Genomic DNA, 25,135 nt, shown 5'->3' with positions numbered 1-25,135 from the left:
GGGCGGCTTGGCGGCCGGCCCGGCGTCAGCGCCAGAACTGGTAGCCGAGCACCAGCGCATTGTAGATCGCGTGCACCAGCATCGGCGCCAGCAGCACCTTGCCGCGCTGGTAGGCCAGCGCGGCGCACAGGCCGAGCAGGAACACCGGCAGCATCGACAGCGGCGGGTGGACGATGGCGAACACCGCCGCGCTGGCCACGGCCGCCGGCAGCGGCGCCATCGAGCGGCGCAGGCCGCCGAAGATCAAGCCACGGAAGATGAACTCCTCGCACAGCGGCGCGGCCAGCACCCCCAGCAGCAGCATCCAGCCGCGCTGCTGCGGCGTTTGTTGGGCCATCTGCCGGACCGTCTGCGCCACCGCCGGCAGCGGGTCGTTCAGCAGCCAGTATAAATAGCCCAGCCCCGCGACGGCCGCCAGCAGGCCCAGGCCGACACCCCAGGCCAGCACCTCGGCCGGCCGCGCGCCGCGCAACAGCGGCGGCTGGCCGGCGGTCTTGGCGCGCCAGTAGACCAGCCGCGTCAACAGGTACACCGCCGCGCCGGCGATGGCGAAGGCCTGCACCAGCGTCGCCAGGTCGACGTGGCGGATGTCGTCGGCCAGCACGTAGCTGGCCGCGCCCTGCAGCACGAAGAACAAGGTGGCGGCGATCAGGCCGTCGGCGGCGGCGACGCGGGCCGGCGGCGCGGCGGCCGGGTCGAGCAGGTAGGGCAGCTCGTCGCGCGCCTTCTGCCACAGCGCCAGCGCCAGCGCGCCGGTCAGCACGATGACCACCAGCTTCTGCGCCCACAGCTCGGTGTAGATGGCGTAGAGGTAGAAACTGGTCAGCAGCATGTAGAGGTAGACGTAGGTGGGGCGCACGCGGTGGCGCATCTCGGTGGCCTGCGGGTCGCAGGCGAACACGCCGAGCGAGACGGCGATCAGCGAGTAGATCGGCACGCCGGCGACGACGATGGCCAGCAGCACCAGCAATTGCCAGTCCAGCGTCGGTGCCAGCCAGGCGCCGAGGCCGAACAGCGCCAGCGGATACACCAGGGCCAGCGCGCCCCACAGCTGGGCTTTTTCCATCAACACGCTGTCGATCCGGCGCGGGAAGGTGTACAGCAGCCACAGCACCTGGCCCTCGTTGTTCAGCGTTTGGAAGGCCGACAGCATCAGCACGTAGGCGCCGATACCGAAGGCCATGGCGGCCATCAGCGTGGGGTGATTGCCGAGTTCGGGGATGCTGTCGAGGCCGCCGTTGAAGACCAGCTGGCTGCCGATGATCGCCACCGGCAGCAGCAGGCTTTGCGTCAGGAAGGCGGTGTCGCGGCTGAGCAGGCGCAGCTCGCGCCGCTTGACCGGCGACGCCAGCAGGCGGCGCAGCGCGCCGCGCAGGCCGCCACCGCGCGGCGGGCTGGCCGCGCGCCCGGCCATGGAATCGACTGGCGTGTGGGCTGCCGAGCCGGCCGCCGTATTGCCCGCCTGCCGGGCCGCCGCGTCGGCTGGCGCGGCCACGCGCGCGATCGCGGCGGCGCGCGGGCGCGCCCGCTCGCGCGAGCCGGCCGCCACCACGCCGTCGCGCAACTGCCAGCGCAGCAGCGCCACGCCGGCCCACAGCAGCGCGGCGGTGGCCGCCAGCAGCAGCGCCCAGCCCTGCGCCGCCAGGGCCGGCGTCGGCGCGGCCAGCGCGCGCAGCGCCAGGCCGGGCGGCGTCCAGCCGGGCCAGGCGGGCCAGGCGCGCGCCCAGTCCAGCGTGAAGCCGCTGGCCAGTGGCATGCTGAACGACATCGCCAGATACATGAAGGGCAGGCCGGCCAGGCCGCACAGCGCCTGCAGGTTGCGCAGCTGGGCGGCCGGCAGCGCCATGCGCAGGCCGGTGTCGGCGATGGTGCGCAGCAGCGCCGCCAGCGACAGCAGCAGCGCGGTGGCCGCCAGGCTGAGCAGCGGCGCGCTCCAGCGGTAGCCGGCGAACCAGGCCAGCATGCCCAGCGCCGGCCACAGCGCCAGGATGCCGGCCGGATTGGTCAAGCTGCGTTCCAGCACGCGGCCCCACAACAGCGGGCCGCGGCGCAGGGGCAGCGTGACCAGCCACTCCAGGTCCCAGTCCGGCTGGGCCAGCTCGCGGCTGCCCAGCGGCAGCAGGATGCTGACCATGAACAGCAGGCTCAGATTCATCGTCAGCGCCCGCGTCATGGCCGGGCTGAGCGGCGCTTGCGTCACCGAACGCTCGGCGGCGGCCAAGTCGACGTTGCGGCGGCCGTCGCCGCCCGGCGCCTGGCAGGCGCCGGCCGCGTCGAGTTTGCAGTGCAGCGTGACGACGGTGGTGCGCGCCATCTGCAGGAAGGAGAACGACATCACCAGGGCGACGATCGCGGTCAGCAGCCATTGGCCGCGCCGCTTGGCCGGCGTGGCCTTGCGTGCGCCCGGCGCCGCCGCCTTGGCCTTGCCGGCGAAGGCGCCCGCCGCCTGGTTGAGCAGGCGGCGCAGGCGCAGCCGCGCCAGCAGCCACATGGCGCGGCCGTTCGACGGTGGCGCGGTCATGGCGCCGGCTCGCGGTTCTCCTCGGTGATCTTGAGGAAGACCTCCTCCAGCGAGGCGGCGGCCGAGGCGTCGCCGCGCAGCTCGTCGAGCGTGCCGGTGGCGATCAGCTCGCCGTGGTGGATGATGCCGACGCGGTCGCACAGCTTTTCGGCCATGTCGAGCAGGTGGGTGGAGACGAAGATGGTGCAGCCGGCGGCGGCGCAGGCGAGCAGGCGCTCCTGCACGTCGCGCGCGGCGCGCGGGTCGAGGCCGTTGATCGGCTCGTCGAGGATCAACACGGCCGGATCGTGGATCAGCGCGCAGGCCAGGCCGAGCTTCTTCTTCATGCCCATCGAGTAGTTGGCGGCGAACTCCTCGCCGGCCTCGTCGAGGCCGAATTCGCCCAGCAGGCGGGCGGTCCGGCGTTCGGCCTCGGCGCGCGGGTAGCCGTGCATCTCGGCGACGAACTGGAGGATCTCGCGGCCGCGCAGGTAGTCGTAGAAGATCGGCGTGTCGGGCAGGTAGCCGACCTGGCTTTTGACGGCGGCGGCGTCGGCGTGGCAGTCGAGGCCGGCGATGCGCACCTGGCCGGCGCTGGGCACCAGGATGCCCATCATCATGCGGATGGTGGTGGTCTTGCCGGCGCCGTTGGGGCCGAGGAAGCCGAACACCTCGCCGCGCCGCACCCGCAGCGACAGCGGTTTGACGGCGGCGAAGGCGCCGTAGGTCTTGGACAAGCCTTGAAACTCGATCATGCGCGTCCCCTGTCGAGGCCGGCGCGGCCGCAGGGGCTGGCGCGCCGGACAATGTGATAGATAATTTCTTTATCTTAACATTGCCGCGAAAGCAAAAAGAAGTGCGTCGGGCGGCGTCACACTGTACTGCCGGAACGGGGCCGGCGGCTTGTTCCAGAACAACTACCGGCCGTCGCCGGCCGGCGCGCCGCCTCCGGCGCGGCGCAACTGGTGTCGTCCCTAGTGCTGGCCGTACAAGCTCATGCCGAAGCGCTCGGTGCGCGGCAGCCAGTTGCCCTCGATGTCGGCCGAGGCCAGGATGCGCTCGGCGCGGCCGATCAGCAGGGCGCGCGGCACCAGGCCGATGTAGCGCGAGTCTTGGCTGTTGTCGCGGTTGTCGCCCAACATCATGAACTGCTCGGGCGGGATGGTGATCGCGGCGAAGTCGCGCTTGGCGCGCACCTCGGGCAGCAGCTGGATGCGGTGCTGGCCGGCGCCGATGCGCTCGCTCAGTTGCACCGTGGCCAGCGTGCCGGCGCTGGCGATGGTCTCGCTGCCGCTGCCGAGCATGGCGTAGTCGGCCGCCTGGCCGTTGATGATCAGGTGCTCGTCGCGCATTTCGACGCGGTCGCCGGGCAGGGCGATGATGCGCTTGATCAGGCGGGTGCCGCCCTGCGGCGAGGAGAAGGTGACGATGTCGCCGCGCCGCGGCTCGCCGGTCTTGCCCAGCACGATGTCGGTCAGCGGCACCTTGACGTTGTAGGCCAGGCGGTTGACGAAGACCACGTCGCCCTCGAGCAGGTTGGGGTGCATGGAGGCCGAGGGGATCGGGTTCCAGTCCGCCACGGCGGTGCGGAAGATGCCGAACAGCATCAGGAACAGCAGAAAGCCCTTGTTGGCGCGCGCCCAGTTTGTCATCTTGTTTCTCCTTGGTGGTGTGGTGCAGCGTTGCCATCATCATATCGGAGACTTAAGCGCGGCTTAGCCGGCGCCGCCGGCCGCGCTTGGCGTTGTTTTGCCGCCGCGCCGGCGTGCTCAGTCCGCCGGCGCCTACCTGGCCGGCGCCGCCAAGTCGACCTGCAGGCTGACCCGGTAGTCGGGCGGCGGCGCGCGCAGCGCCGCCGGTTCGGCCGGCTCGACGCCCATCAGGGTGACGCCGACGCCGTTCAGGCTCTGCGTCTTGGCGCCGCCGGGCATGTCCTCGGCCAGCACGAAGCTGCGCTCGCCGCCGGCGCCGCCCAGCGTCAGGCTGTAGCTGATGTAGCCGGCCCAGACGCAGACGGCGCCTTTGCGGCAGCGGCTGTCGTTGACGCGGTCCAGCCGCAGCGTGGTGCCGGGCGCCACGGCGACGCTCTGGCCCGGGCCGAGCACGTAGACGGCGCTGGCGCGCGCGGCCGCCTGGGCGGCCGGTGCGCCGTTCTGGCTGGCGGCGCTGCCACAGGCGTACAGCGCGGCCAGGCCGGCCAGCAGCGCGGGCAGGGCGACCAGCTGACGCAGGATGCTGCTGTTCATGCGCTTCCTTTCGTAGGGGGAGGGGTGGATTGTGCATCCAGCATAGCAAATTTGCAATTCTCGCGGCGCACAAACAATCCCGATGGGGCGGCCGAACTTGCGTAGAATGTCTGCTTTGAATTAACCAGGACAACGACAATGAAAAAAACCGGCATGGCGAAGAGTGACGCCAAAAAACTGATGGGCAAGATGGCTGCCCCGGGAGCGACCGGTTTCGGCAAGGTGGCCGAGGTGGTCGACAAGCGCGAACAGCGCAAACGCGACCAGGCGCTGGGTCTGGTGCCCTTCGCGGTCAAACTCAACGACGCCCTGGTGGCGCAGTTGCACGCGCGCGCCAAGGACAGCGACACCGAGCTGAACCAACTGGTCGGCGAGCTGCTGGCCAAGGGCCTGGCCGCCGCCTGATAGCCATGCCGGCGGCATGCCGCGCCGGCTTGTCGCGCCGGCTTGCGCGGAGGCGGCGCTGGTGTGGCAACGCTACACTACGGCGCCGCCGCCGCGCCGTCCAACTGGGCGGCGAACAATATCTTGATCTCCTCCAGCTGCTCGTCGATCGAATAGGGCAGCGCCTTGGCCAGCAGGTCGAGCAGCACCAGCGCGTTGATCGCGCCATCCTTCTGCGCCGCCGCGCGTATCCGTTCCGCCATCGCCATGTTCACGCTTTGCATCGCATGGCCGTTCCGTTTGAGTCCGGCCAGCGCCCAGTCCGCTTTCAAGCCGGCCTGCTGCCGCAGGTATTGCGCCAGCAGATAGCTCGACACCACCCGGTACAGATTCTCCTCCGCCGTCGCGAAGGGCAGGTGGAAGTGCGCCATCGGCTTGAGGAAGGCGACATGCGGACAGTCGCTGCCGGCCGCCAGCAGTCCCATCAACGCGCCGGCCGCGCGCTGCACCGTGGTGCGCTTGGCGACGCTGCGCTCGGCCGTTTCGACGCGCACCTCGACCTCCTCGTAGGAGGCGAGCGCGCCGACGGTCTGCACCAGCTCGACCAGCTCGACCGCCATCGGACAGTGCGGTGTGCTCGCCGGCGTCAGCGGACAGTTCGGGCATTGGTGGAAGTCGAGCCGGGTCCAGTCCGGCAGCGCGGCGCCGTCGGCCGCCGGGCGCCCGGTGTTGCCGAGCGTGGCGCTGCGGCCGTCGGCAAAATTGAAGTGGTAGGTCACGTTTTGCATGGCGCGTATCCGACAGACGGTTCTTTCCGATGGTACGCTTCCGGGCGGAAATAACAAGTGCCGCCGGCGCATGCCGGCGGCGTTTGCGCATCGGGGGCGGGCCTTACCCCACAAGCGAAGGGGTCTGACCCCGCACGGGGTCAGACCCCGGCTTCCGCGTTCCGGGGGAGAGGTAAAAAAATGCCGCCCGGCGCGAGCGGGGCGGCATGTCACGGAACGGCGGTCGCTTAGATGTAGGCGGCCAGCGCGCCCTTCATTTTCTTCAGTGCGGCCGATTCGATCTGGCGGATGCGCTCGGCCGACACGCCGAACTCGGCGGCCAGCGTGTGCAGGGTGGCGCCGGAGCCGTCGTCGTTGGCCAGCCAGCGGGCCTCGACGATGCGGCGCGAGCGCGGATCGAGCTTGCCCAGCGCCGTCTCCAGTCCCTCGGACTGCAGGCGGGTGACCTGCTCGGCCTCCAACACCTTGGTCGGCTCGTTCTGGTCCGACGACAGGTAGGCGATCGGGGCGAACTTGTCGTCGTCGTCGTCGCTCGACGATTCGAGGGCGATGTCGCGGCCGCTCAGACGGGTTTCCATCTCGATCACTTCCTCGCGCTTGACGTCGAGCAGCTTGGCCAGCGCGTCGATCTGCGGCGGCGTCATCGCGTCCAGGCCGGTCTTGTGGCTGCGCAGGTTGAAGAACAGCTTGCGCTGGGCCTTGGTGGTGGCCACCTTGACCAGACGCCAGTTCTTCAAGATGTACTCGTGCATCTCGGCCTTGATCCAGTGCATCGCGTAGGACACCAGGCGCACGCCCTGGTCCGGGTCGAAGCGCTTGACCGCCTTCATCAGGCCGATGTTGCCTTCCTGGATCAGGTCGGCGTGCGGCAGGCCGTAGCCCAGGTAGCCGCGGGCGATCGACACCACCAGGCGCAGGTGCGACAGCACCAGTTCCTGCGCGGCGGCCAGGTCGTTCTTTTCCTGCAGGCGGCGGGCCAGCGAGATTTCTTCGTCGTGCGAGAGCATCGGCAGGCGGTTGACGGCCGAAATATAGGCGTCCAAGTTGCCCAGGTTGCCGGTGAAGCCGAGTCCCAGGGCGCGGTTGGTTGCGGGAACCAAGGCGGTCGGTGCGGACATCATAGTCATATTCTTTCCTCGCTCGATAATGTTTCTTAGTCTCAATGTGCCACGCGGCATGCGGGTGGACACGGACTGTTACGGTTTGTTACCTGGAGCATCTTGCTGGCGACACAGGTGTTTCAGGCCTTGCATCCGGCCCCGTTCGGGCACCGCATGCGTTGCTTAAAAGGAATGTCCTGTGGCGTAATTTTCCATATATTAGCACTCTCCTGTGTCGAGTGCCAATCGCCTCAAATAATCGGCTTGATAGTAAAAATACTATGAGGACGGAATAGTCTATGGTCTTTACCGAAGGAGCGTGTCTGCCGAGCATATGCCGTTCGTTCGCACAAATCCTTGAGCTAGATCAAGACAGGCATAGCTTGTGCTTCGCAGCTTAGGAGCGCCTTAAGATCGCTTAACTTTATGGTTGCGGCGGCGCGCGGTCTGTGCACCAGACCACTGACTGGAGATGCCGGTGGCCTTAAAACCCACAGGCAGAGAGCCAGGGTCAGACCCTAGGGTCTGACCCTAGATTTTCGCCTCTGGGTCTAAGGCGGGCTCAGTTCAGCCGCGCCAGGTGGCGCTGCACCGACAGCACGGCGCCGACCAGGCCCAGGCCGGCCGACAGGGCCAGCAGGCCGGCCATCGGCAGCGGCGCCAGCGGCGCCAGCTGGAACTCGGAGGCGTACAGGCGGGCGAACTCGGCGATGGCCGTGTTGAGCGGGCGCAGCGCCAGCGCCACCGCGCCCAGCGCCACGGCGCCGGCGCACAGGCCGAGCAGGGCGCCGGTGTAATAGAAGGGGCGGTGGATGAAGGTGTCGGTGGCGCCGATCAGCTTGGAGACGGAGATCTCCTCGCGCTGCGTCAGCACCTGCAGGCGGATGGTGTTGAACACCACCGCCACCACCACCATGCCCAGCGTGGCGGCCAGCAGCAGCAGGGCCAGGCGCAGCACGCCGAGCAGGGCGGCCAGGCGCTTGACCCAGGCCGAGTCGACCTGCACCGTGTCGACGCCGGGCAGGGCGCGCATCTGTTCGGCCAGCGCCTCGACGTCGCCGCCGGCCCGGGCGTTGCGGAAGGCGTCGAGTTTCAGCACGTAGCTGTCGGGCAGCGGGTTCTCGCCCAGGGTGGCCAGCACGTCGGACAGGCCGCTCTTGGTCTTCAGGCTGTCGAGCGCCTTCTCGCGCGGCGTGAAGACGATTTTTGCCTGTTGGTCCTTGACGATCTGGCGCAGCGAGACGGCCAGCGCCTCGGCCTGCTCGCGCGGCGCGTCCTGTTGCATGAACAGGCTGATCTCGGGATCGACCGACATCTGCTCGGACATCGGCCGCACATTGTCGAGCAGGGTCACGCCGGCGAAGGGCAGGGCCAGCGCGATGGCGACCACGACGATGTTGAAGAGGAAGCTGCCGGGGGCGCGGCGCACATGCACCAGCGCCGAGGCCAGCGCGAAGCCGTGTTGGCGCAACCAGTTGTTCATGCCGTCGCTCCTACGACCAGCTGGCCGTGGTTCAAATGGATCACCCGCGCGGCGGCGTCGAGCATCTGCTCGTCGTGGCTGGAGATCAGGCAGGTCACGCCGACCGAGTGGAAGGCCTTGAGGGCGTCGAGCACCTGGTTGGCGCTGGCGCGGTCGAGGTTGGCGGTGGGCTCGTCGGCCAGGATGATCTGCGGCCGGTTGACGATGGCGCGGGCGATGGCGACGCGCTGCTGCTCGCCGCCGGACAGGGCCAGCGGGGCCGCCTGGGCGCGCTCGAGCAGGCCGACCTTGTCGAGGGCGGCGCGGGCGCGCTGCTCGGCCTGGGCGCGCGGGGCGCCGGTGACCAGCAGCGGCAGCATGACGTTGGCCAAAATGCTGCGGTCGGTCAGCAGGCGTTGCTGCTGGAAGATCAGGCCGAGGTTGCGGCGCAGGAAGGGCAGGCCGGCGCGCTTGATCAGGCCGATGTCCTGGCCGTTGACGATGACCTTGCCGGCGCTGGGCCGCTCCATCGCCGCGATCATCTTCAGCAGGGTCGACTTGCCGGCGCCGGACGGCCCGGCCAGGAACACCAGCTCGCCCTTGGCCACCGTCAGGGAGACGTCGCGCAGGGCCATCGCGTCGGGGGAATAGGCTTTCGAGACGTTCTGGAACTCGATCATCGGGCGCTTATCCGAGCAGGGCGTCGACGAAGTCGACCGCGTTGAACGGTTGCAGGTCCTTCGATCTTCTCGCCGATGCCGATGAAGTAGACCGGCACCGGGCGGACGCGGGCGATGGCGGCCAGCACGCCGCCCTTGGCGGTGCCGTCGAGCTTGGTGATGACCAGGCCGGTCAGCTGCAGCGCGTCGTCGAAGGCCTTGACCTGGGTCAGCGCGTTCTGTCCGGTGTTGCCGTCGATCACCAGCAGCGTCTCGTGCGGCGCGCCCTCGAGCACCTGCCGATGACCCGCTTGACCTTCTTCAGCTCCTCCATCAGGTGCAACTGGGTCGGCAGGCGGCCGGCCGTGTCGATCATCACGACGTTGATGCCGCGCGCCTTGGCCGACTGCACCGCGTCGAAGGAGACGGCGGCCGGGTCGCCCGACTCCTGCGAGATGACGGTGACGTTGTTGCGCTGGCCCCAGACCATCAGTTGCTCGCGGGCGGCGGCGCGGAAGGTGTCGCCGGCGGCCAGCAGCACCGACTGGCCGTTGGCCTGCATGTGCTTGGCCAGCTTGCCGATGGTGGTGGTCTTGCCGGCGCCGTTGACGCCGGAGATCATCATCACCATCGGCTGGTGGCGGCCCAGCTCGAACGGCCGTTGCAGCGGCGTCAGCAGCTCGATCAGCAGCGTCTTCAGGGCCGCCTTGACGGCGGCGGCGTCGAGCAGCTTGTCCTCCTTGACCCGCTTCTTGAGCGCGTCGAGCAGGTACTGGGTGGCGTCGATGCCGGCGTCGGACATCAGCAGCGCCGCCTCCAGCTCCTCGTACAGCGCGTCGTCGATCTTGGCGCCGACGAACAGCACCGACAGGTTGGCCGAGGTCTTCGACAGGCCGGCCTTGAGGCGGCTGATCCAGGATTGCTTGGCGGCCGGCTCCTCGATGGCCAGCGGCGCGGCGGCGGCCTCGGGCGTCGGTGCGGCGGCGGCGTCGCGCGGGGCGGGCTGCTCCGCTGGGGTGGCGGGCGCGGCGGGCGCGGCGTCCGGAGTGGCGGTTTTTTTCTTGAAGAAACTGAACATGGATGTGTGGTTTGGGGGCGCTTCAAGCTGATGTCCGGCAGCGCCGGACACGGGGAAATGGCGGTATTTTACCAGAGCGCGGCGGCGCTACCGGAATGACAACGTTGGCCGGCGCCGGGCGCCGCCCGCCCGCGCTCAGCCCGGCTGCCCGTCGCGGCCCGGCCGGCGCAGGCGCCAGCCGGCCACGGCGGCGGCGATGTCGGCCAGGCCGAACACGCGCACGAAGGGCGGCTGGCGCCGTTGCAGCGCGGCGCAGGCGCCGCCGGCCCACAGCTCGGCGCGGCCGTCGAGGCGGGCGTGCAGCTCGGCCAGGCCGTCGAGCGCCTGGCGCGGATTCATTGCCGCCGAGAACGACAGCGCGACGATGTCGATGCGCTGGGCGCGCACCGCCTCGACGATGTCGAGCAGCGGCGTCTGCACGCCCAGCGAGATGCAGTAGGCGCCCTCGACGACGAACATGGCCTCGGCCATCAGCAGGCCCAGGCCGTGGCGCTCCTGCGGCAGGGTGGTGAGCAGGATGCGCGGCGCGCCGGGCGCGTTGGCGTTGGGCTGCGGCAGGGAGAAGATCGCGCCGCGCATCACCACCTTGAGCGACTCGGTATACAGGTGCTCCTCGAACACGGCCAGCTGGCCGCAGGCCCAGGCCTCGCCGATCAGCGCCGTCAGCGGCGCCACCAGGTCGGTGACGAAGCTGGTCAGCCCCATCACCAGCAGCGCCTGCGACAGCTTGCGGCGCAGCGCCTCGATCTGCTGGCTTTTGCACAACGCCAGGCAGGCCTGCAGCTCGGGGTGGGGGGCGGCTTGGCCGGGCTTGCCGCTGGCGGCGCGCTCGGCCATGGTCTGCAGCTCGGCGGCGCTGAACTGGATCACCTTGCCGGGACGGAAGCCCAGGTCGATCAGGCGCTTGACCAGGCGCAGCTTGTGCACCTGCTCGAAGGGATAGATCCGCTCGCCGTTGGGGTCGCGCAGCGGCTGCGGGAAGTCGTAGCGGCGCTCCCAGACGCGCAGGGTCTCCTTGGCCACGCCGGTGTCGCGCTCGACATCGCTGATGGTGCTGGCTACCGGCATGCTGAGGAGATTGGTTTTCATGGGGCTGGGGCGGCTGCGGCCTGGACGGCAGACGCGCGACTTCGCACATTGTTTGGGTGCATGGGAGGTCGGGAAAACCGGGATTTCCCCGACGCGAACTGCATTCTACATTTGTTTGCCACGGCGCGGCTCAAGGTAGCCGGCGCCGGCCGCGCCGGCTCAGGCCAGCCAGGCCAGGAAGCCGCGGCTGAACGGCACGGTGAAGGCGGCCAGCAGCGTCTGCAGCGTGATCATCGAGGCCATCAGGCGGGCGTCGCCGCCCAGCTGGCGCGCCATGATGTAGGCGTTGGGCGCGGTCGGCAGCGCGCAGTAGAAGCAGGCCGCCAGCGCCACCGGGGTGGAGACGGCGAACAGCAGGCAGACCTTGGCCGCCACCAGCGGCAGCGCCAGCAGCTTGAGCGCGGCGGTCCAGCCCAGCACCTGCGGGCGCAGGCCCTGCAGCGAGAACACCAGGCCGCCGCCGACGCACAACAGGCCCAGGCACAGGGCGGCGCGGCCGAGGATGTCGAGCGTGTTGGCCAGCGGCGCCGGCAGCGCCAGCCCGGCCAGGCTGAACAGCACGCCGCCCAGCGTCGACAGGATGATCGGGTTGCCGGCCAGCGTGCGGCCGACCTTGGCGTAGTCGGTCTTGCTGCCGCTCCACCACGACAGCGCGACGATGGAGACGATGTTGACCACCGGCAGGCACAGCGCCAGCGCCAGCATCACCAGCGCGGCCGCCTCCGGCTCGAAGAACAGGGTCGAGACGGCGATGCCGAAGTAGGTGTTGGGCCGCATCGCGCCCTGCACCACGGACGAGCGCGCCGCGTCGGGCAGGGCGCGCGCCGCCAGCAGGGCCAGCAGGGTCAGCGCCACCACCACGGCGGTCGGCAGCAGCGTCGCCAGCGCCAGCTCGCCGACCTGGCCGGAGCGGAAGCTGAGCTTGGCCGCGCCGCCGAACAACAGCGCCGGGAAGGCGATGTTGTAGGAGAACTTCTCGACCGAGGGGAAGAAGTCCTCGGGCAGCCAGCGGAAGTGGCGGATCGCCACGCCCAGCAGGATGACGAGGAAGACGGGAACGATGGAGGCGAGCATGCTCAGTCAGCCGAAATGCCCGACGGGCCGATGCGGCGCGCGTTGGGCGTGTTGGAAATACGGATGCGGATCAGGTGGCGCGCGGGGTCGCTGTACCTGGCGCGGCCGTGCAGGGCGCGGTGGTTGTCGGTCCACAACAGGGTGTCGTCGGGCAGGCGGCGGCAAAAGCGCGGCGCGCGCGTCTCGACCACCTCGTTGACCAGCGCCAGCGCCGCGCGCAGCGCCGGCCCGTCCAGGTCGGGCCGCGCCGCCAGCCCCTTGAGCAGGGCGTCGTAGCGCCAGCGCATCGCCAGGCCGCCGCGCAGCTGCGCCGGCCGTTCGAACACCGAGGCCAGATGATACTCGACACCTTGCTCCCGCGCGGCATAGACCGAGGGCACGCGGAACGGCAGCGGCGTCTCTTCGAGCAGCGCGCAGGCGGCGCGGCCGGCGGCGCCGCGGCGCAGCTCGCGCTCGATGTCGTCGACGTCGAGCAGCAGCGACTCGCCGCCCTGGCAGCGCGCCGCCGCCACCACGTACAGCAGGAACTGCTCCTCGGGCATCGGGTAGAACGAGGAGTCGGTGTGCATGTCGGCGCCGCCGACCCGCTCCGAGAAGGTGACGAACTCGGCTTGCGCCTGGCCGGCCGGGCGGGCCCGCACGTCCCAGGCGACGCGGCCGGTGCGCTGGTCGGTCGAGGTGGGGAAGCCGCCGCTGAGGGCGATGGCGTACAGCACGGCGTTGCGCTCGCGCTCGTCGAGTTGGCCCAGGCCCAGGCCGGTGATGGCCAGCGCCCGCGCCGGGCGGGCGGCGATCGCCTCGGCCAGCCGGGCCAGGCCGGGCACGCCGAGCAGCTCGCGCTGCAGCGCCTGCTCGTCCGGGTGCGGGTAGAAGCCGTTGCCGTTGAAGTCGCTGAAATGGCTGCCGACGATGGCGACGATGTGGGCGAGGTCGCGGCCCCAGTCGGCGCTGCGGCGGGCGACGCTGACGGCGGTGGATTGTTCGGTGATGGCAAGCATGGACGGCCTCCGTTGGAAAATTGCCACATGGCAATGACTTGCGGAATATGAGCCACGGCGGCGCCGTTGGCAAGCCGCCATGTTGCATTGCAACATCGATAATTCTTGCCATTTTATATTCATAAATGAATATTTTGACTATATAAAGTACGTATACGTACTTGTTTTTTGCGCAAAACTGCGTCGAATACATTGTTTTGCCATATGCGCTTATAACTATTCAATCGTTACGGAAACCACGTAGTTTTTGTGGATAGATTGCTAAAACATGCAATTCGCGGCGGCGTGGCGGGGCCGCCGGGCACCCGCCCGCAGCCCGCATGGCGCCGCGATTGCGCTATGGGGCGGCGGGCCGGACGGCGGCGCGGCGGTGGCGCGCGGCGGCTGCGGCGGTGCGCGCGGGCGGCGGGCGGCGCATGTTGCTGCGATGCGGTAAAATATTTCCATGTGGAAATTACAGCGCTTGTGGTGACTGTGACAACACGGTCCGCAGACGTCCCAACTCAAGGAAAAAACATGAAATCACTCGTTAAGCTCAAGCTCGCCACCAAGCTCGGCCTGGCCTTCGCCGCCGTGCTGGCGCTGACCCTGGCCGTCGGCGTGTTCGCCATCGTCAAACTGGCCCAGGTCAACGCCAGCGCCGCCGCGCTGTCGCAGCGTTGGATGCCCAGCATGCGCGTGGTGCAGGACATGAAGTCGCAGGTGGCGCGGGTGCGCACCCGCGAGTTCCAGTACATCATCTCGAGCGACCCGGCCGAGATGGACAAGTACGACAAGGTCATCGCCGCCGACCTGGTCGACCTGGGCAAGATGCAGGCCGACTACGTCAAGCTGATCGCCTCGCCCGAGGAGCAGGCGCTGTACGACGGCTTCCTGGCGCAGTGGCAGCGCTACATGGCCGAGGACGGCAAGATCCGCGCCGCCGTGCGCGCCGGCGACGACGCCGCCGCCAAGGCCTTGATCCGCGGCGAGTCGAACAAATTGATCGTCGCCCTGCGCGGCCAGATCGACAAGCTGGTCAAGCTGTACGGCGACGGCGGCAGCGCCGCCGCCGCCGAGGGCGCCAGCCTGTACGCCTCGGCGCGCCGCTGGATCGTCGGCCTGCTGGCCGGCAGCGCCGCGCTCGGCGCGCTGGGCGCCGGCCTGATCACCCGCTGGCTGGTGCGCCGCCTCGGCGGCGAGCCGGACTACGCGGTGGAGATCGCCGGCCGCATCGCCGCCGGCGATCTCGGCGTCGAGGTGCGCACCCGTCCCGGCGACCGCGACAGCCTGCTGTTCGCCATGCGCAGCATGCGCGACAGCCTGGCCGACATCGTCGGCCAGGTGCGCGCCGCCACCGACACCATCGCCACCGGCTCCGACCAGATCGCCTCGGGCAACCTCGACCTGTCGGCCCGCACCGAGCAGCAGGCCAGCTCGCTCGAGCAGACCGCCGCCTCGATGGAGGAGCTGACCTCGACCGTCAAACAGAACTCCGACGGCGCCCGCCAGGCCAACCAGATGGCGCTGAGCGCCTCGGCCGTGGCCCAGCAGGGCGGCATGGTGGTGTCGCAGGTGGTCGACACGATGGGCGCGATCAACGCCTCGGCGCGCAAGATCGGCGACATCATCGGCGTCATCGACGGCATCGCCTTCCAGACGAACATCCTGGCGCTCAACGCGGCGGTGGAGGCGGCCCGCGCCGGCGAGCAGGGCCGCGGCTTCGCCGTCGTCGCCACCGAGGTGCGCAGCCTGGCGCACCGCTCGGCGGCGGCGGCCAAGGAGATCAAGACCCTGATCGGCGACTCGGTCGAGCAGGTCGAGGCCGGCAGCCGGCTGGTCGAGCAGGCCGGCGCGACGATGGAGCAGGTGGTGGTCAGCGTGCGCCGCGTCACCGACATCATGGGCGAGATCACCGCCGCCGGCCAGGAGCAGAGCGCCGGCATCGAGCAGGTCAACCGCGCCATCGCCGAGATGGACGCCGTCACCCAGCAGAACGCCGCGCTGGTCGAGGAGGCCACGGCGGCCTCGCAGAGCATGCAGGAGCAGGCCGGCGCGCTCGCCGAGCTGGTCAGCGTGTTCCGGCTGGCCGGCGGCGGCCGTGGCGGCGCGGTCCTGAGCCTGCCGGCCGGCGCGCCGGCCGGGCCTCCGGCGGCGCCCTGGTGCTGCGCCGGGCGGCCGGCAAACGGGCCTGAGGCGGACAAAAAGGAACACAAATGGACAGAAGCGCGGACGGAAACGCCGTTAATTCCGCGCGTTCGTGCTTGTCAATGGGTAATTTGTGGTTTGTGCGCAACAAGTAGCAAATTCTTACAAATTTTGTGCTGCGACGCAGCACGAGCGGAACGGGGCCATCATATTTCACTAATAAACCAGTCGCCCTATGAACAATGTTAAGTTTTTGCCGCTTTTTGCGGCGTAAGCTGCCAAACAATGTGCGGGTGGCATGAGCACAATAGCAACTTCCGCGTGCAAAGCGCGATACGCTTCGGTATAAAATAGCGGCGAAGATAGCAAGATGTCTATTTTCACTCTGTCCTGCACCGGTGCTGTTTGTTTGCAATCACACCAAAGCGACCCCAAAAAGGCCGCCGGAATTGGACCACTTGTGCGGATTTATGAAGGCTAGTTGATGGGCTCGTTGGTGGCGTCGGCAGGAAATATTGCGATGCGGTAAAATATTACTCTTTGTCATTTGCGAAATGTCAAAACGTGCCGGAAAGCGCCTCGCGGCGTTCTTTACGGCCCAGCTTGACTTGATCGAATGTCCAACGGTGAGTATAGTGCCGCACTCCGGTGCCTCAGGCACCGCGATGAAGCCGGCATCGATTAAATCGGCCGCAACTTAAAGTGAACGCGTCCGGCACTTAGGACAGCACAGTGGCAGCTGGGGAGTTGCCCTCACGCATAAACGGCGCCCTCCGTCTCGGCGTCGATAAGCACCGAATTTAGCCGTAACACTAGCTTTACCTTTTTACCAGCAACACAACTGAAGGAAACACGTAATGAAAAAATCTATCATCTCCATCGCCATCCTGGGCGCCATGAGCAATGTTGCTTTCGCACAATCGAACGTAACGATCTACGGCATCGTCGATGCCGGTATCGTTTCCGAGCGCGGCGGCAAAGCCGGCTCCGTCACCAAAGTGACGAGCGGTGTAGGTTCGGCTTCGCGTCTGGGTTTCAAGGGCACCGAAGATCTGGGCGGCGGTCTGAATGCAGTGTTCGTTCTGGAATCGGGCATCAAAGCCGACACCGGCGAATCCGACGTTGCTGGTTCGATCGCCAACCGTCAATCCTACGTTGGTCTGAAATCGGCAACCGCCGGTTCGCTGACCCTGGGTCGTCAGTACACCCCTTACTACAACACCCTGTCGCAAGTTGCTGACCCGTTCGCAGCTGGCCTGGCTGGTTCGGCTAAAAACCTGTTCCCAGTCGCTGGCAACAACACCCGCACCAGCAACGCTGTTGTGTACGCAACCCCGTCGCTGAACGGTTTCAGCGGCGAAGCTTCCTACGCTCTGGGCGAACAGTCGGGCGACAACTCGGCATCGCGTCAAATGGGTCTGTCGGTTGGCTACGCTAACGGTCCTCTGACCGCCCGCGCCGCTTACAACAGCCGCAACAACGACACCACCGTGCCAGCCGTCAACACCGGCATGGGCCACAACACCCTGCTGGCCGTGAACTACGATTTCAAAGTCGCCAAGGCATTCTTCGCCTACGGCCGCGACAAGGGCCAGTTCGGTTCGCCGAAACAAGTCGATTCGAACGAAATCCTGGTTGGCGCAACCGCGCCAATCGGCGCCGCTGGCACCCTGATGGCTTCGTTCATCCGCAAAAACGACAAACTGGTTTCGAACCAAGATGCTGACCAGTGGGCGGTCGGCTACTCGCACGCTCTGTCGAAGCGCACCAGCACCTACGTTGCTTACGCTAAGATCAAGAACAAGAACGGCGCGACCTACACTGTTGGCAACAACAGCGAGTCCGGTTCGGGCGACAAAGCTTTCAACGTCGGCGTAAAACACTCCTTCTAATTTCCGCCTAGTTCGGATTTAGATGGCAAGAGGGCCGCGTTCGCGCGGCCCTCTTCTGTTTACAGGTGGGGCCGCGTCGTCGGCCCCATTTTCTTTTGGCAACACGCTAGAATGGCTGACTTTTCGCCCATGGACACCTCCCGATGACCGCATCCCGCCCCACCGGCCGCGCCGCGCTGGCCTTCCTGATCCTGCTCGCCTCCTGTGCCGCGATCGCCGCGCCGAAGGCGGCCCGGCGGCCGGCCGCCGCCTTGCCGCGCCACGGCGTGGTGGTGTTCTCCGACCTGTGCGTCAGCGCCGACAGCGGCGAGTTCGGCGGCCAGCGCATCACCCTGCAGCGCTACGCCGAGGTCGACACGGTGGTCTACGAGTACACCGCCGGCGGCCTGAGCTGGCCGCTGGTGGCCGGCGAGGTCACCGTCGACCCGCGCGGCCGCCAGTTCTACTTCACCGTCCAGCTGCCCGAGGGCGACGAGCGCACCGTCAACGGCCGCCTCAGCGCCGACGGCCGCGCCTTGGTGCTCGACGGCGGCTATTGTGCCGACCAGTCGGTGCCGATGCGCCTGGCGCGGGTGGCGGACTTCGGCCGCAAGGCCGGCGCCTGCCACCGCTGCCCGCCCGGCAAGGCGGGCAAGGCCGACAGGGAGGAGCCGGGCGAGCCGGCCGCCGCGCCGGCGCCGGCCCATCCGCTCGACGCCGGCTCGCTGCCGACGCCGCAGGGCTGAGCGCCGGCGCGACGCCGAGCGGGGACGTAAACGAGCAAGCGGCGCCATCGGCGCCGCTTGTTGTTTGTGCGGAGGGGGAGGGCGCCGCCGCGCCCCGGCCGGCGGCCGCCCTACTTGGCCGCGCGCGCCTTCTCGGCGTTGCCGCGGATGGTCTCCAGCGTCGCGCCCGGCGTGATCAGGTTGCCGTCGTAGCGCAGCTCGATCAGCGCCGGCAGCTGCTTGCCGTTGGCGTGCGCCAGCGCGCGTTCGAGCGCCGGGCCGAACTCGGCGGTGGTGTTGACCACCTCGCCGTGCGCGCCGTAGGCCACGGCCAGCGCGGCGAAGTCCGGGTTGTGCAGCTCGGTGCCGGAGACGCGGCCCGGGTAGTGCAGCTCCTGGTGCATGCGGATGGTGCCGAACATGCCGTTGTTGAAGACGATGATGACCACGCCCGCCCGGTATTGCACCGCCGTGGCCAGCTCCTGGCCGTTCATCATGTACTCGCCGTCGCCGGCGAAGGTGATCACGGTGCGCCCGGGCGCGATGATCTTGGCGGCCACCCCGGCCGGCACGCCGTAGCCCATGGCGCCGCTGGTCGGCGCCAGCTGGGTGCGCATGCCGCCGTAGCGGTAGAAGCGGTGCGCCCAGGTGGCGTAGTTGCCGGCGCCGTTGGTGACGATGGTGTCGGCCGGCACGCTAGCGCGGATCTGCTGCACCACCTGCCACAGGTCGAGCGGCGCCTTGCCGTCCTGGAAGATCGGCGGACACTGCTGGTAGGCCAGCAGCTCGGCCTTGGCCTCGGCCACGCTGCCGCGCCAGGCCGACGAGTCGACCGGCGCCATCGCCGCCAGCATCGCCGCGACCTGCGCCATGCCGCTGTTGATCATCAGCTCGGCCTGGTAGACGCTGCCCAGCTCCTCGGCGTCGGCGTGGACGTGGACCAGGCGCTGCTTGGGCAGCGGCGCGCTGATCAGGGCGTAGCCGCCGGTGGTCATCTCGCCCAGGCGCGGGCCGATGGCCAGCACCACGTCGGCCTCGCGCACGCGCGCCGCCAGCTTGGGGTTGATGCCGATGCCGACGTCGCCGACGTAGTTGGGGTGGGCGTTGTCGAGCAGGTCCTGGAAGCGGAAGGCGCAGGCCACCGGCAGCGCGTTGGCCTCGGCGAAGGCCTGCAGGTCGGCGCAGGCCCGGGCGTTCCAGCCGCCGCCGCCGAGCAGCAGCAGCGGCCGCTTGGCGCCGGCCAGCATGGCGCGCAGCTGGTCGATCTGGGCGGCGGCCGGCGAGGCCTGCACCGGCGTGTAGCGGCCGGTGTCGGCCACCTCGGCCAGCGAGGTCAGCATGTCCTCCGGCAGCGCCAGCACCACCGGACCGGGCCGGCCGCTGCTGGCGATCTGGAAGGCGCGCGCCAGGTATTCGGGAATGCGCTCGGCGCGGTCGATCTGCGCCACCCACTTGGCCATCTGGCCGAACATGCGGCGGTAGTCGATCTCCTGGAAGGCCTCGCGGTCGACGAAGTCGTTGCCGACCTGGCCGATGAACAGGATCATCGGCGTCGAGTCCTGGTGCGCGGTGTGCACGCCGATCGAGGCGTTGGTGGCGCCCGGGCCGCGGGTGACGAAGCAGATGCCCGGCTTGCCGGTCATTTTGCCGTAGGCCTCGGCCATGAAGGCGGCGCCGCCCTCCTGCCGGTTGATGATGAAGCGGATGCTTGAGTCGTGCAGGGCGTCGAGCACGTCCAGGTAGCTTTCGCCGGGGACGCCGAAAGCGGTGTCGACGCCGTGGATTTTCAGTGCGTCGACCAGGATCTGGCCGCCGGTGCGGGATGGTTGCGTCATGGTCTAACCTTCAGGGATCGGAGGCGCGCGGGATCGTCGCCAGCATGCGCCATTCTATGTGGCGGCGCTGGCGCCGGCTTTTCAAATGGCGACACCAAATTACAGATTTGACGGCGCCGGCGCCGCCTTCCATGCGGCCGGCGCGGTTTTTGCGTCGGCCACGGCCGCGGTGCGGTACAATACGCCTCGAAGCAAGCCAGACAGCCGCTGGCCGGCGCGTAATGCGTCGGCGGGAGGAAGGTCCGGACTCCATAGAGCGGGGTGACGGTTAACGGCCGTCCGCTGAAAGCCGCAAGCGCAAGCCCAAGGTATAAGGCGAGGAATAGGGCCACAGAGACGAGCGTATTAAGTTACGGTGAAACGCGGTAACCTCCACCTGGTGCAATTCCAAATAGGCACGCGATGATGCTGCTCGCGGAGCGTGCGGGTAGGAAGCTTGAGCGCCGGAGTAATTCGGCGCCTAGAGGAATGGCTGTCATAGCGCGGGCTTGCCCGCGCCGTAACAAAATCCGGCCTATCGGCTTGCTTCAACTAATTTCTTGATTTTTCGCGGCCGCCGCCGGGAGCGCAGCACATCCTCGTGTGGCCTCGCCTGGGGATACGCCGATGAAAAAGTACATTCTCGCCCTCGACCAGGGCACCACCAGCTCGCGCGCCATTCTGTTCGACCATGCCGGCCAGATCTGCGGCAGCGCGGCGCAGGAATTCCCCCAACACTATCCGCGGCCCGGCTGGGTCGAACACGACCCCAACGAGATCTGGAACAGCCAGCTCAGCGTGGCCCGCAAGGTGCTGCACGACAACCATGTCGACAGCCAGCAGGTGCTGGCCATCGGCATCGCCAACCAGCGCGAGACCACCGTGGTGTGGGACCGCAAGACCGGCGAGCCGATCGCCCCGGCCATCGTCTGGCAGGACCGCCGCGGCGCCGAGCTGTGCGAGCGGCTGCGCGGCGCCGGCAAGGCCAGGCTGATCGCCGACTGCACCGGGCTGGAACTGGACGCCTACTTCTCCGCCTCCAAGCTGGCCTGGCTGCTCGAGCACGTGCCCGGCGCGCGCGAGCGGGCCCGCCACGGCGCGCTGGCCTTCGGCACCGTCGACAGCTGGCTGGTCTTCAAGCTGTGCGGCAGCCACGTCACCGACGTCAGCAACGCCGCCCGCACCATGCTGTTCAACATCCACCTGATGCGCTGGGACCAGCGACCTGCTCGAGCTGTTCGACATCCCCGAGGCCATGCTGCCGCAGGTGGTCTCGTCGAGCGAGGAGGTGGGCCGCACGCGCGAGGCGCTGTTCGGCGGCGCCATCGCGGTGGCCGGCATCGCCGGCGACCAGCAGGCCGCCGCCTTCGGCCAGGCCTGCCACCGGCCCGGCATGGTGAAGAACACCTACGGCACCGGCTGCTTCATGCTGATGCACGCCGGCCAGCACGCGCCGGTGTCGCACAACCGCCTGCTCAGCACGGTCGGCTGGCGCCTCGACGGCAAGACCGACTACCTGCTCGAGGGCAGCGTCTTCATGGGCGGCGCCACCGTGCAGTGGCTGCGCGACGGCCTCGGCCTGATCAAGCAGTCGAGCGAGGTCGAGGCGCTGGCCGCCAGCGTGCCCGACAACGGCGGCGTGTTCCTGGTGCCGGCCTTCGCCGGCCTGGGCGCGCCGCACTGGGACCCGCACGCGCGCGGCACCCTGGTCGGCCTGAGCCGGGGCAGCAACCGCGCCCACATCGCCCGCGCCGCGCTCGAGGCGATCGCCTTCCAGAGCGCCGAGTTGATGATCGCCATGCAGAAGGACGCCAACACGCCGCTGCACGCCGTCGAGTTGAGCGAGGTGCGCGCCGACGGCGGCGCCGCCGGCAACGACCTGCTGCTGCAGTTCCAGGCCGACGTGCTCGGCGTGCCGGTGCTGCGCCCCAAGGTCACCGAGACGACGGCGCTGGGCGCCGCCTACCTGGCCGGCCTGGCGGTCGGCTTCTGGGACTCGGTCGAGGAGATCGCCGCGCAGTGGCAGTGCGAGCGCCGCTTCGAGCCGCACATGGCGGCCGGGCGCCGCGCCGAGTTGATGGCGCAATGGGCGCGCGCCGTGGCGCGCTCGCGCGACTGGGCGCGGCCGGCTTGAGCCGGGGCGGCGGCGCTGGACGGCGGCGTTCGGCTAGTGCGCCGGGAAATAGCTTCGAATGGCGCCGTACAAGTCCATGAAGGCCTCCGCCGGCACCGCCTTGCTGTAGTAAAAGCCCTGGGCGTCGTGGCAGCCGTGCGCCATCAGGAACTGGACCTGTTGCAGCGTTTCCACGCCTTCGGCGATCACCCCCAGTTGCAGGCTGGCGGCCATGGCGATGATGGCCGTGACCAGCGCCGTGTCGTTCGGGTCCTTGCCGATGTCGCGCACGAACGACTGGTCGATCTTGAGCGCATGCACCGGAAAGCGCTGCAGGTAGGCCAGGCTGGAATAGCCGGTGCCGAAGTCGTCCACCGACAGCTGGATGCCCATCTCGCTCAGCCGGGTCAGCGTGGCAAGATTGTATTCGCTGCGCCGCAAAAGGATGCTTTCGGTAATCTCCAGTTCGAGGGCGTTGGCGTGTATCCCCGTCTCGTCGAGGATTTGCCCGACCAGGGCGCAGAAGTCGGCTTGTTCGAGTTGCCGGGGAGACAGGTTGACGGCCATTTTCAACTCCGGGTGGCCCGCGTCGTGCCAGATTTTCAATTGCCGGCAAGCCTGGCGCAAGGCCCATTCGCCGATCGGCACGATCAGGCCGGACTCTTCCGCGTTGGCGATGAAGTCGCCGCAGGAAATCGGCGGTTTTCCCGGCGGCTGCCAGCGCAGCAGCGCCTCGGCGGAAAACGTGATGCCGCTATCCATGCACACCTGCGGCTGGTAATGCAGGATGAATTCATCCTGCGCCAAGGCCTGGCGCAAGCGCTTGCCGACGTCGAGACGGCGCTGCGCCACCAGGTTGAGCGCGGCCGTGAAGAACTGGAAATTGCCGCGCCCCATTTCCTTGGCGTGGTACATCGCGGTGTCGGCGGTGCGCATCAGGGAGTCGACATCCAGGCCGTCGTCGGGAAAGACGCTGATGCCGATGCTGCCGCTCAGATGCAACTCGTGGACTTCGACGCTGAAAGGCTGCGCCAGGGTGGCGAGCGCCTTGCGCGCCACCCAGGCGGCATCGCTGCTGTCGCCCGGCAATGGCAGGATGAGGACGAATTCGTCGCCGCCCAGCCGGGCCACGCTGTCGCCTTCGCGCAGGCATTGCTGCAAGCGCACCGCCGCCATTTTCAACACTTGATCGCCGATGTGGTGGCCGAGCGAGTCGTTGATGTTCTTGAAATAATCGAGGTCGATGAACAAAACCGCCACCTGGCGCCGGTAGCGATGTGCGAAGGCGATCGCCTGACGCATGCGGTCCTGCAGCAGGGCGCGGTTGGGCAGTCCGGTCAAGGCGTCATGGTCGGCCATGTGGCGGATGCGCTCTTCGGCCTGCTTGCGCTCGGTCAGGTCGAGCACGAAGCAGACCCCCTCGTCGGACGATCCTTCGAACAAGGCGCTGGCCAGCAGCACCGGAATGCGGCTGCCGTCCTTGCGGATGTATTCCTTCTCGTAGGGCGTGCAACGCCCGGTCTTCCTGAGCTCCGCGAGGGCATGCCTGTCCGTCGCCGCGTATTGTCGCGGCGTCATGTCGGTCCAGCGGAATCCTTGCGCCAACACCTCAGCCCTTGAGTAGCCGGAGATTTTCAGGAAGGCGTCGTTCGCTTCGCTGATGCGGCCGCTCGCATCGCCGATGTAGATGCCGATGATATTGGCGTCCACCAGGCGCCGGATGCGCGCCTCCCGTTCACGCAAGGCTTGCTCGGCGCGCTTGCGCTCGCTGATGTCGCGCGCGATCGCCGAAGCGCCGGTCATCACGCCCGCCGCATCGCGGATCGGGGAGACGGTGAGCGACACGTCGATGCGCCGACCATCCTTGCGCAGCTGCACCGCTTCCAGGTGTTCGACCCGCTCGCCGCGTTGCAGGCGCTGCAGAATGGCGGGGGTCGCGTCGGCCAACTCGGGCGGGGCCAGGATCGAAATAGGCCGGCCGAGCATCTCGCCGGCACTGTAGCCGTACATGCGCTCGGCGCCGGCGTTCCAGCTGGCGATGGTGCCGTCGAGCGTCTTGCTGATGATGGCGTCGTCGGAAGAGGTGACGATGGCGGCCAACTGGAGCGCGGCCTGCTCGGCCTGGTGCGTGCGCTCCAGGTCCGCCGTGCGTTGGGCCACAAATTGCTCGAACAAGGTGGCATGGCCGCTGGTCACGAGCAGGAAGGCGCCGAGCAGGCCCGTGAACGCCATGCCGCCGGCCAGCACGGACCAGGCAAGCAAAGTATGCGGGGCGGAAAAAAACGGTTCCTTGCCACCGGTAAAAACGCCGAGGATCACCGCCAACGCCAGGCAGATAGGCAGCGCCACCGTTTTGCGCCGGCGCCGCCAGACAGCGCGCGGCTGGCCGAGCCACGCCAGCCCCAGCGGCGTGGCGACCAGCACGCCAATGGTGTCGCCGATCCACCAGATCCACCAGTTGAAGGCGTAACTATGTGCCGGCAACACGCCGGCAAGCAGCAGCATGGTCACGCCCGAGCTGGCACTGATCACGCAGCTGGCCGGTCCGCCCAGGCCGAGAAAATTGATCACATCCCGGGCCCGCGCCAGCGGCGTCGGGAAGCCCACGAAGCGGCGAATCAGGATCGCGCCGGCGACGGCCTGGAGGGTGGCGCCGGCGCCCAGGCCGGCTGGCAAGAGCAGCGATGTCGCCAGCATGGCGGTGCTGCTGGCATCGAATGAGACGGCGACATTGGCCAGAAACGAGCCCAGCCAGATGCCGGGCGCCACCCCTTTGCCGAAGATGAGCACGGCAACCAGCGCAATGCCCGCCGCAGGCCAGATGGGTGCGGCATATCCGGGCGCCAGGGCCAGCAGCAGGCCGAAGCGGGCGGCGGTGTAATAGATCAGGGTGAGGACGAGGATCTGCTCACCCCGCCGGATCATCTGCGCCTGCATGTTTCATCCACCGAATGAGGCCTCCGACAGCACGGAGGTGGAAGACGGTCTAAAAGCGAAAGGAACGTTGCCGACAACAGTGTCCGCAACGCCCGTGCGTGGAAACCTCGGGTCTACAATAAGACCCGTTTTTGAGGCGGAAAGTTCTTCAAAGTTGGGGCCCGGTCGCG

17 protein-coding genes, 1 other RNA gene and 2 pseudogenes are annotated in these 25,135 nt (G+C 68.3%); 6 read left to right on the top strand and 14 right to left on the bottom strand.

The window, feature by feature from the left end:
• Nucleotides 1-25 precede the first annotated feature (25 nt).
• From QC826_RS24325 to QC826_RS24310, 4 genes are all read right to left on the bottom strand, one after another.
• The gene (locus QC826_RS24325) at nucleotides 26-2,521 is read right to left on the bottom strand and encodes a type II CAAX endopeptidase family protein (RefSeq protein WP_279762815.1); all 2,496 of its coding nucleotides are present in this window, start codon (nucleotides 2,519-2,521) and stop codon (nucleotides 26-28) included.
• A complete protein-coding gene (locus tag QC826_RS24320; protein WP_279762814.1) occupies nucleotides 2,518-3,255 on the bottom strand; it encodes an ABC transporter ATP-binding protein in 738 nt (245 codons plus the stop codon). Before QC826_RS24320 ends, QC826_RS24325 begins: the two co-directional genes overlap by 4 nt.
• Nucleotides 3,256-3,474: 219 nt before the next feature.
• Nucleotides 3,475-4,152: a signal peptidase I gene (lepB, locus tag QC826_RS24315; protein ID WP_279762813.1), complete on the bottom strand. Its 678-nt coding sequence runs from the start codon at nucleotides 4,150-4,152 to the stop codon at nucleotides 3,475-3,477.
• 132 nt (nucleotides 4,153-4,284) lie between these two features.
• Nucleotides 4,285-4,746: a hypothetical protein gene (locus QC826_RS24310; RefSeq protein WP_279762812.1), complete on the bottom strand. Its 462-nt coding sequence runs from the start codon at nucleotides 4,744-4,746 to the stop codon at nucleotides 4,285-4,287.
• A gap of 138 nt (nucleotides 4,747-4,884) precedes the next feature.
• Between QC826_RS24310 and QC826_RS24305 the strand changes: the two genes are divergently transcribed.
• Entirely contained in the window at nucleotides 4,885-5,151 is a 267-nt protein-coding gene (locus QC826_RS24305) for a hypothetical protein (RefSeq protein WP_093388216.1), read from the top strand.
• A gap of 77 nt (nucleotides 5,152-5,228) precedes the next feature.
• On the opposite strand, the gene QC826_RS24300 is transcribed toward QC826_RS24305, so the two are convergent.
• The 8 genes and pseudogenes from QC826_RS24300 to QC826_RS24265 form a co-directional block, all read right to left on the bottom strand.
• A complete protein-coding gene (locus QC826_RS24300) occupies nucleotides 5,229-5,918 on the bottom strand; it encodes a DUF6901 family protein (RefSeq protein ID WP_279762811.1) in 690 nt (229 codons plus the stop codon).
• A gap of 227 nt (nucleotides 5,919-6,145) precedes the next feature.
• A complete protein-coding gene (rpoH, locus tag QC826_RS24295; RefSeq protein ID WP_279762810.1) occupies nucleotides 6,146-7,045 on the bottom strand; it encodes an RNA polymerase sigma factor RpoH in 900 nt (299 codons plus the stop codon).
• Nucleotides 7,046-7,580: 535 nt separating this feature from the next.
• Nucleotides 7,581-8,501, bottom strand: coding sequence for a permease-like cell division protein FtsX (gene ftsX / locus QC826_RS24290; protein WP_279762809.1), 921 nt, complete (start codon nucleotides 8,499-8,501; stop codon nucleotides 7,581-7,583).
• A complete protein-coding gene (locus QC826_RS24285; protein ID WP_093388222.1) occupies nucleotides 8,498-9,160 on the bottom strand; it encodes a cell division ATP-binding protein FtsE in 663 nt (220 codons plus the stop codon). The genes ftsX and QC826_RS24285 overlap by 4 nt, the downstream gene beginning before the upstream one ends.
• A 7-nt stretch (nucleotides 9,161-9,167) precedes the next feature.
• Nucleotides 9,168-10,217 (bottom strand): annotated as a pseudogene (ftsY, locus tag QC826_RS24280) (signal recognition particle-docking protein FtsY).
• 135 nt (nucleotides 10,218-10,352) lie between these two features.
• Nucleotides 10,353-11,306: a MerR family transcriptional regulator gene (locus tag QC826_RS24275; protein WP_279762808.1), complete on the bottom strand. Its 954-nt coding sequence runs from the start codon at nucleotides 11,304-11,306 to the stop codon at nucleotides 10,353-10,355.
• A 159-nt stretch (nucleotides 11,307-11,465) separates the two neighbouring features.
• Nucleotides 11,466-12,380, bottom strand: coding sequence for an AEC family transporter (locus QC826_RS24270; protein ID WP_279762807.1), 915 nt, complete (start codon nucleotides 12,378-12,380; stop codon nucleotides 11,466-11,468).
• Nucleotides 12,381-12,382: 2 nt separating this feature from the next.
• On the bottom strand, nucleotides 12,383-13,378 hold the full coding sequence (locus QC826_RS24265; protein WP_279762806.1) for a TauD/TfdA family dioxygenase: 996 nt from the start codon (nucleotides 13,376-13,378) through the stop codon (nucleotides 12,383-12,385).
• A gap of 516 nt (nucleotides 13,379-13,894) precedes the next feature.
• On the opposite strand from QC826_RS24265, the gene QC826_RS24260 reads away from it, so the two are divergent.
• The 3 genes from QC826_RS24260 to QC826_RS24250 all read left to right on the top strand — a co-directional run bounded on the left by QC826_RS24260 (nucleotide 13,895) and on the right by QC826_RS24250 (nucleotide 18,122).
• Nucleotides 13,895-15,754 carry a methyl-accepting chemotaxis protein gene (locus QC826_RS24260; RefSeq protein ID WP_279762805.1) on the top strand — a complete coding sequence of 620 codons (1,860 nt, stop codon included), beginning with the start codon at nucleotides 13,895-13,897 and terminating at the stop codon, nucleotides 15,752-15,754.
• Nucleotides 15,755-16,362: 608 nt separating this feature from the next.
• Nucleotides 16,363-17,397 carry a porin gene (locus QC826_RS24255; protein WP_279762804.1) on the top strand — a complete coding sequence of 345 codons (1,035 nt, stop codon included), beginning with the start codon at nucleotides 16,363-16,365 and terminating at the stop codon, nucleotides 17,395-17,397.
• A gap of 143 nt (nucleotides 17,398-17,540) precedes the next feature.
• On the top strand, nucleotides 17,541-18,122 hold the full coding sequence (locus QC826_RS24250) for a hypothetical protein (RefSeq protein WP_279762802.1): 582 nt from the start codon (nucleotides 17,541-17,543) through the stop codon (nucleotides 18,120-18,122).
• Between the two features lie 110 nt (nucleotides 18,123-18,232).
• Here QC826_RS24250 and QC826_RS24245 read toward each other — a convergent pair whose 3' ends face one another.
• Nucleotides 18,233-19,936 carry a thiamine pyrophosphate-binding protein gene (locus QC826_RS24245; RefSeq protein WP_279762801.1) on the bottom strand — a complete coding sequence of 568 codons (1,704 nt, stop codon included), beginning with the start codon at nucleotides 19,934-19,936 and terminating at the stop codon, nucleotides 18,233-18,235.
• A gap of 188 nt (nucleotides 19,937-20,124) precedes the next feature.
• On the opposite strand from QC826_RS24245, the gene rnpB reads away from it, so the two are divergent.
• Nucleotides 20,125-20,469: RNase P RNA component class A (gene rnpB / locus QC826_RS24240), an RNA gene on the top strand.
• Between the two features lie 73 nt (nucleotides 20,470-20,542).
• Nucleotides 20,543-22,049: pseudogene (gene glpK, locus QC826_RS24235) on the top strand (glycerol kinase GlpK).
• A 33-nt stretch (nucleotides 22,050-22,082) separates the two neighbouring features.
• Here the strand turns inward: glpK and QC826_RS24230 are convergent.
• Nucleotides 22,083-24,965, bottom strand: a complete 2,883-nt coding sequence (locus QC826_RS24230; RefSeq protein WP_279762800.1) for an EAL domain-containing protein — start codon at nucleotides 24,963-24,965, stop codon at nucleotides 22,083-22,085.
• Nucleotides 24,966-25,135 lie beyond the last annotated feature (170 nt).

It is taken from the genome of Rugamonas sp. DEMB1, assembly GCF_029834475.1.
Taxonomy (GTDB): Bacteria; Pseudomonadota; Gammaproteobacteria; order Burkholderiales; family Burkholderiaceae_D; genus Rugamonas; species Rugamonas rubra.
The sequence above is the reverse complement of the archived record's forward strand: the minus strand, read 5'-3'. Positions and strand labels throughout refer to the sequence as shown.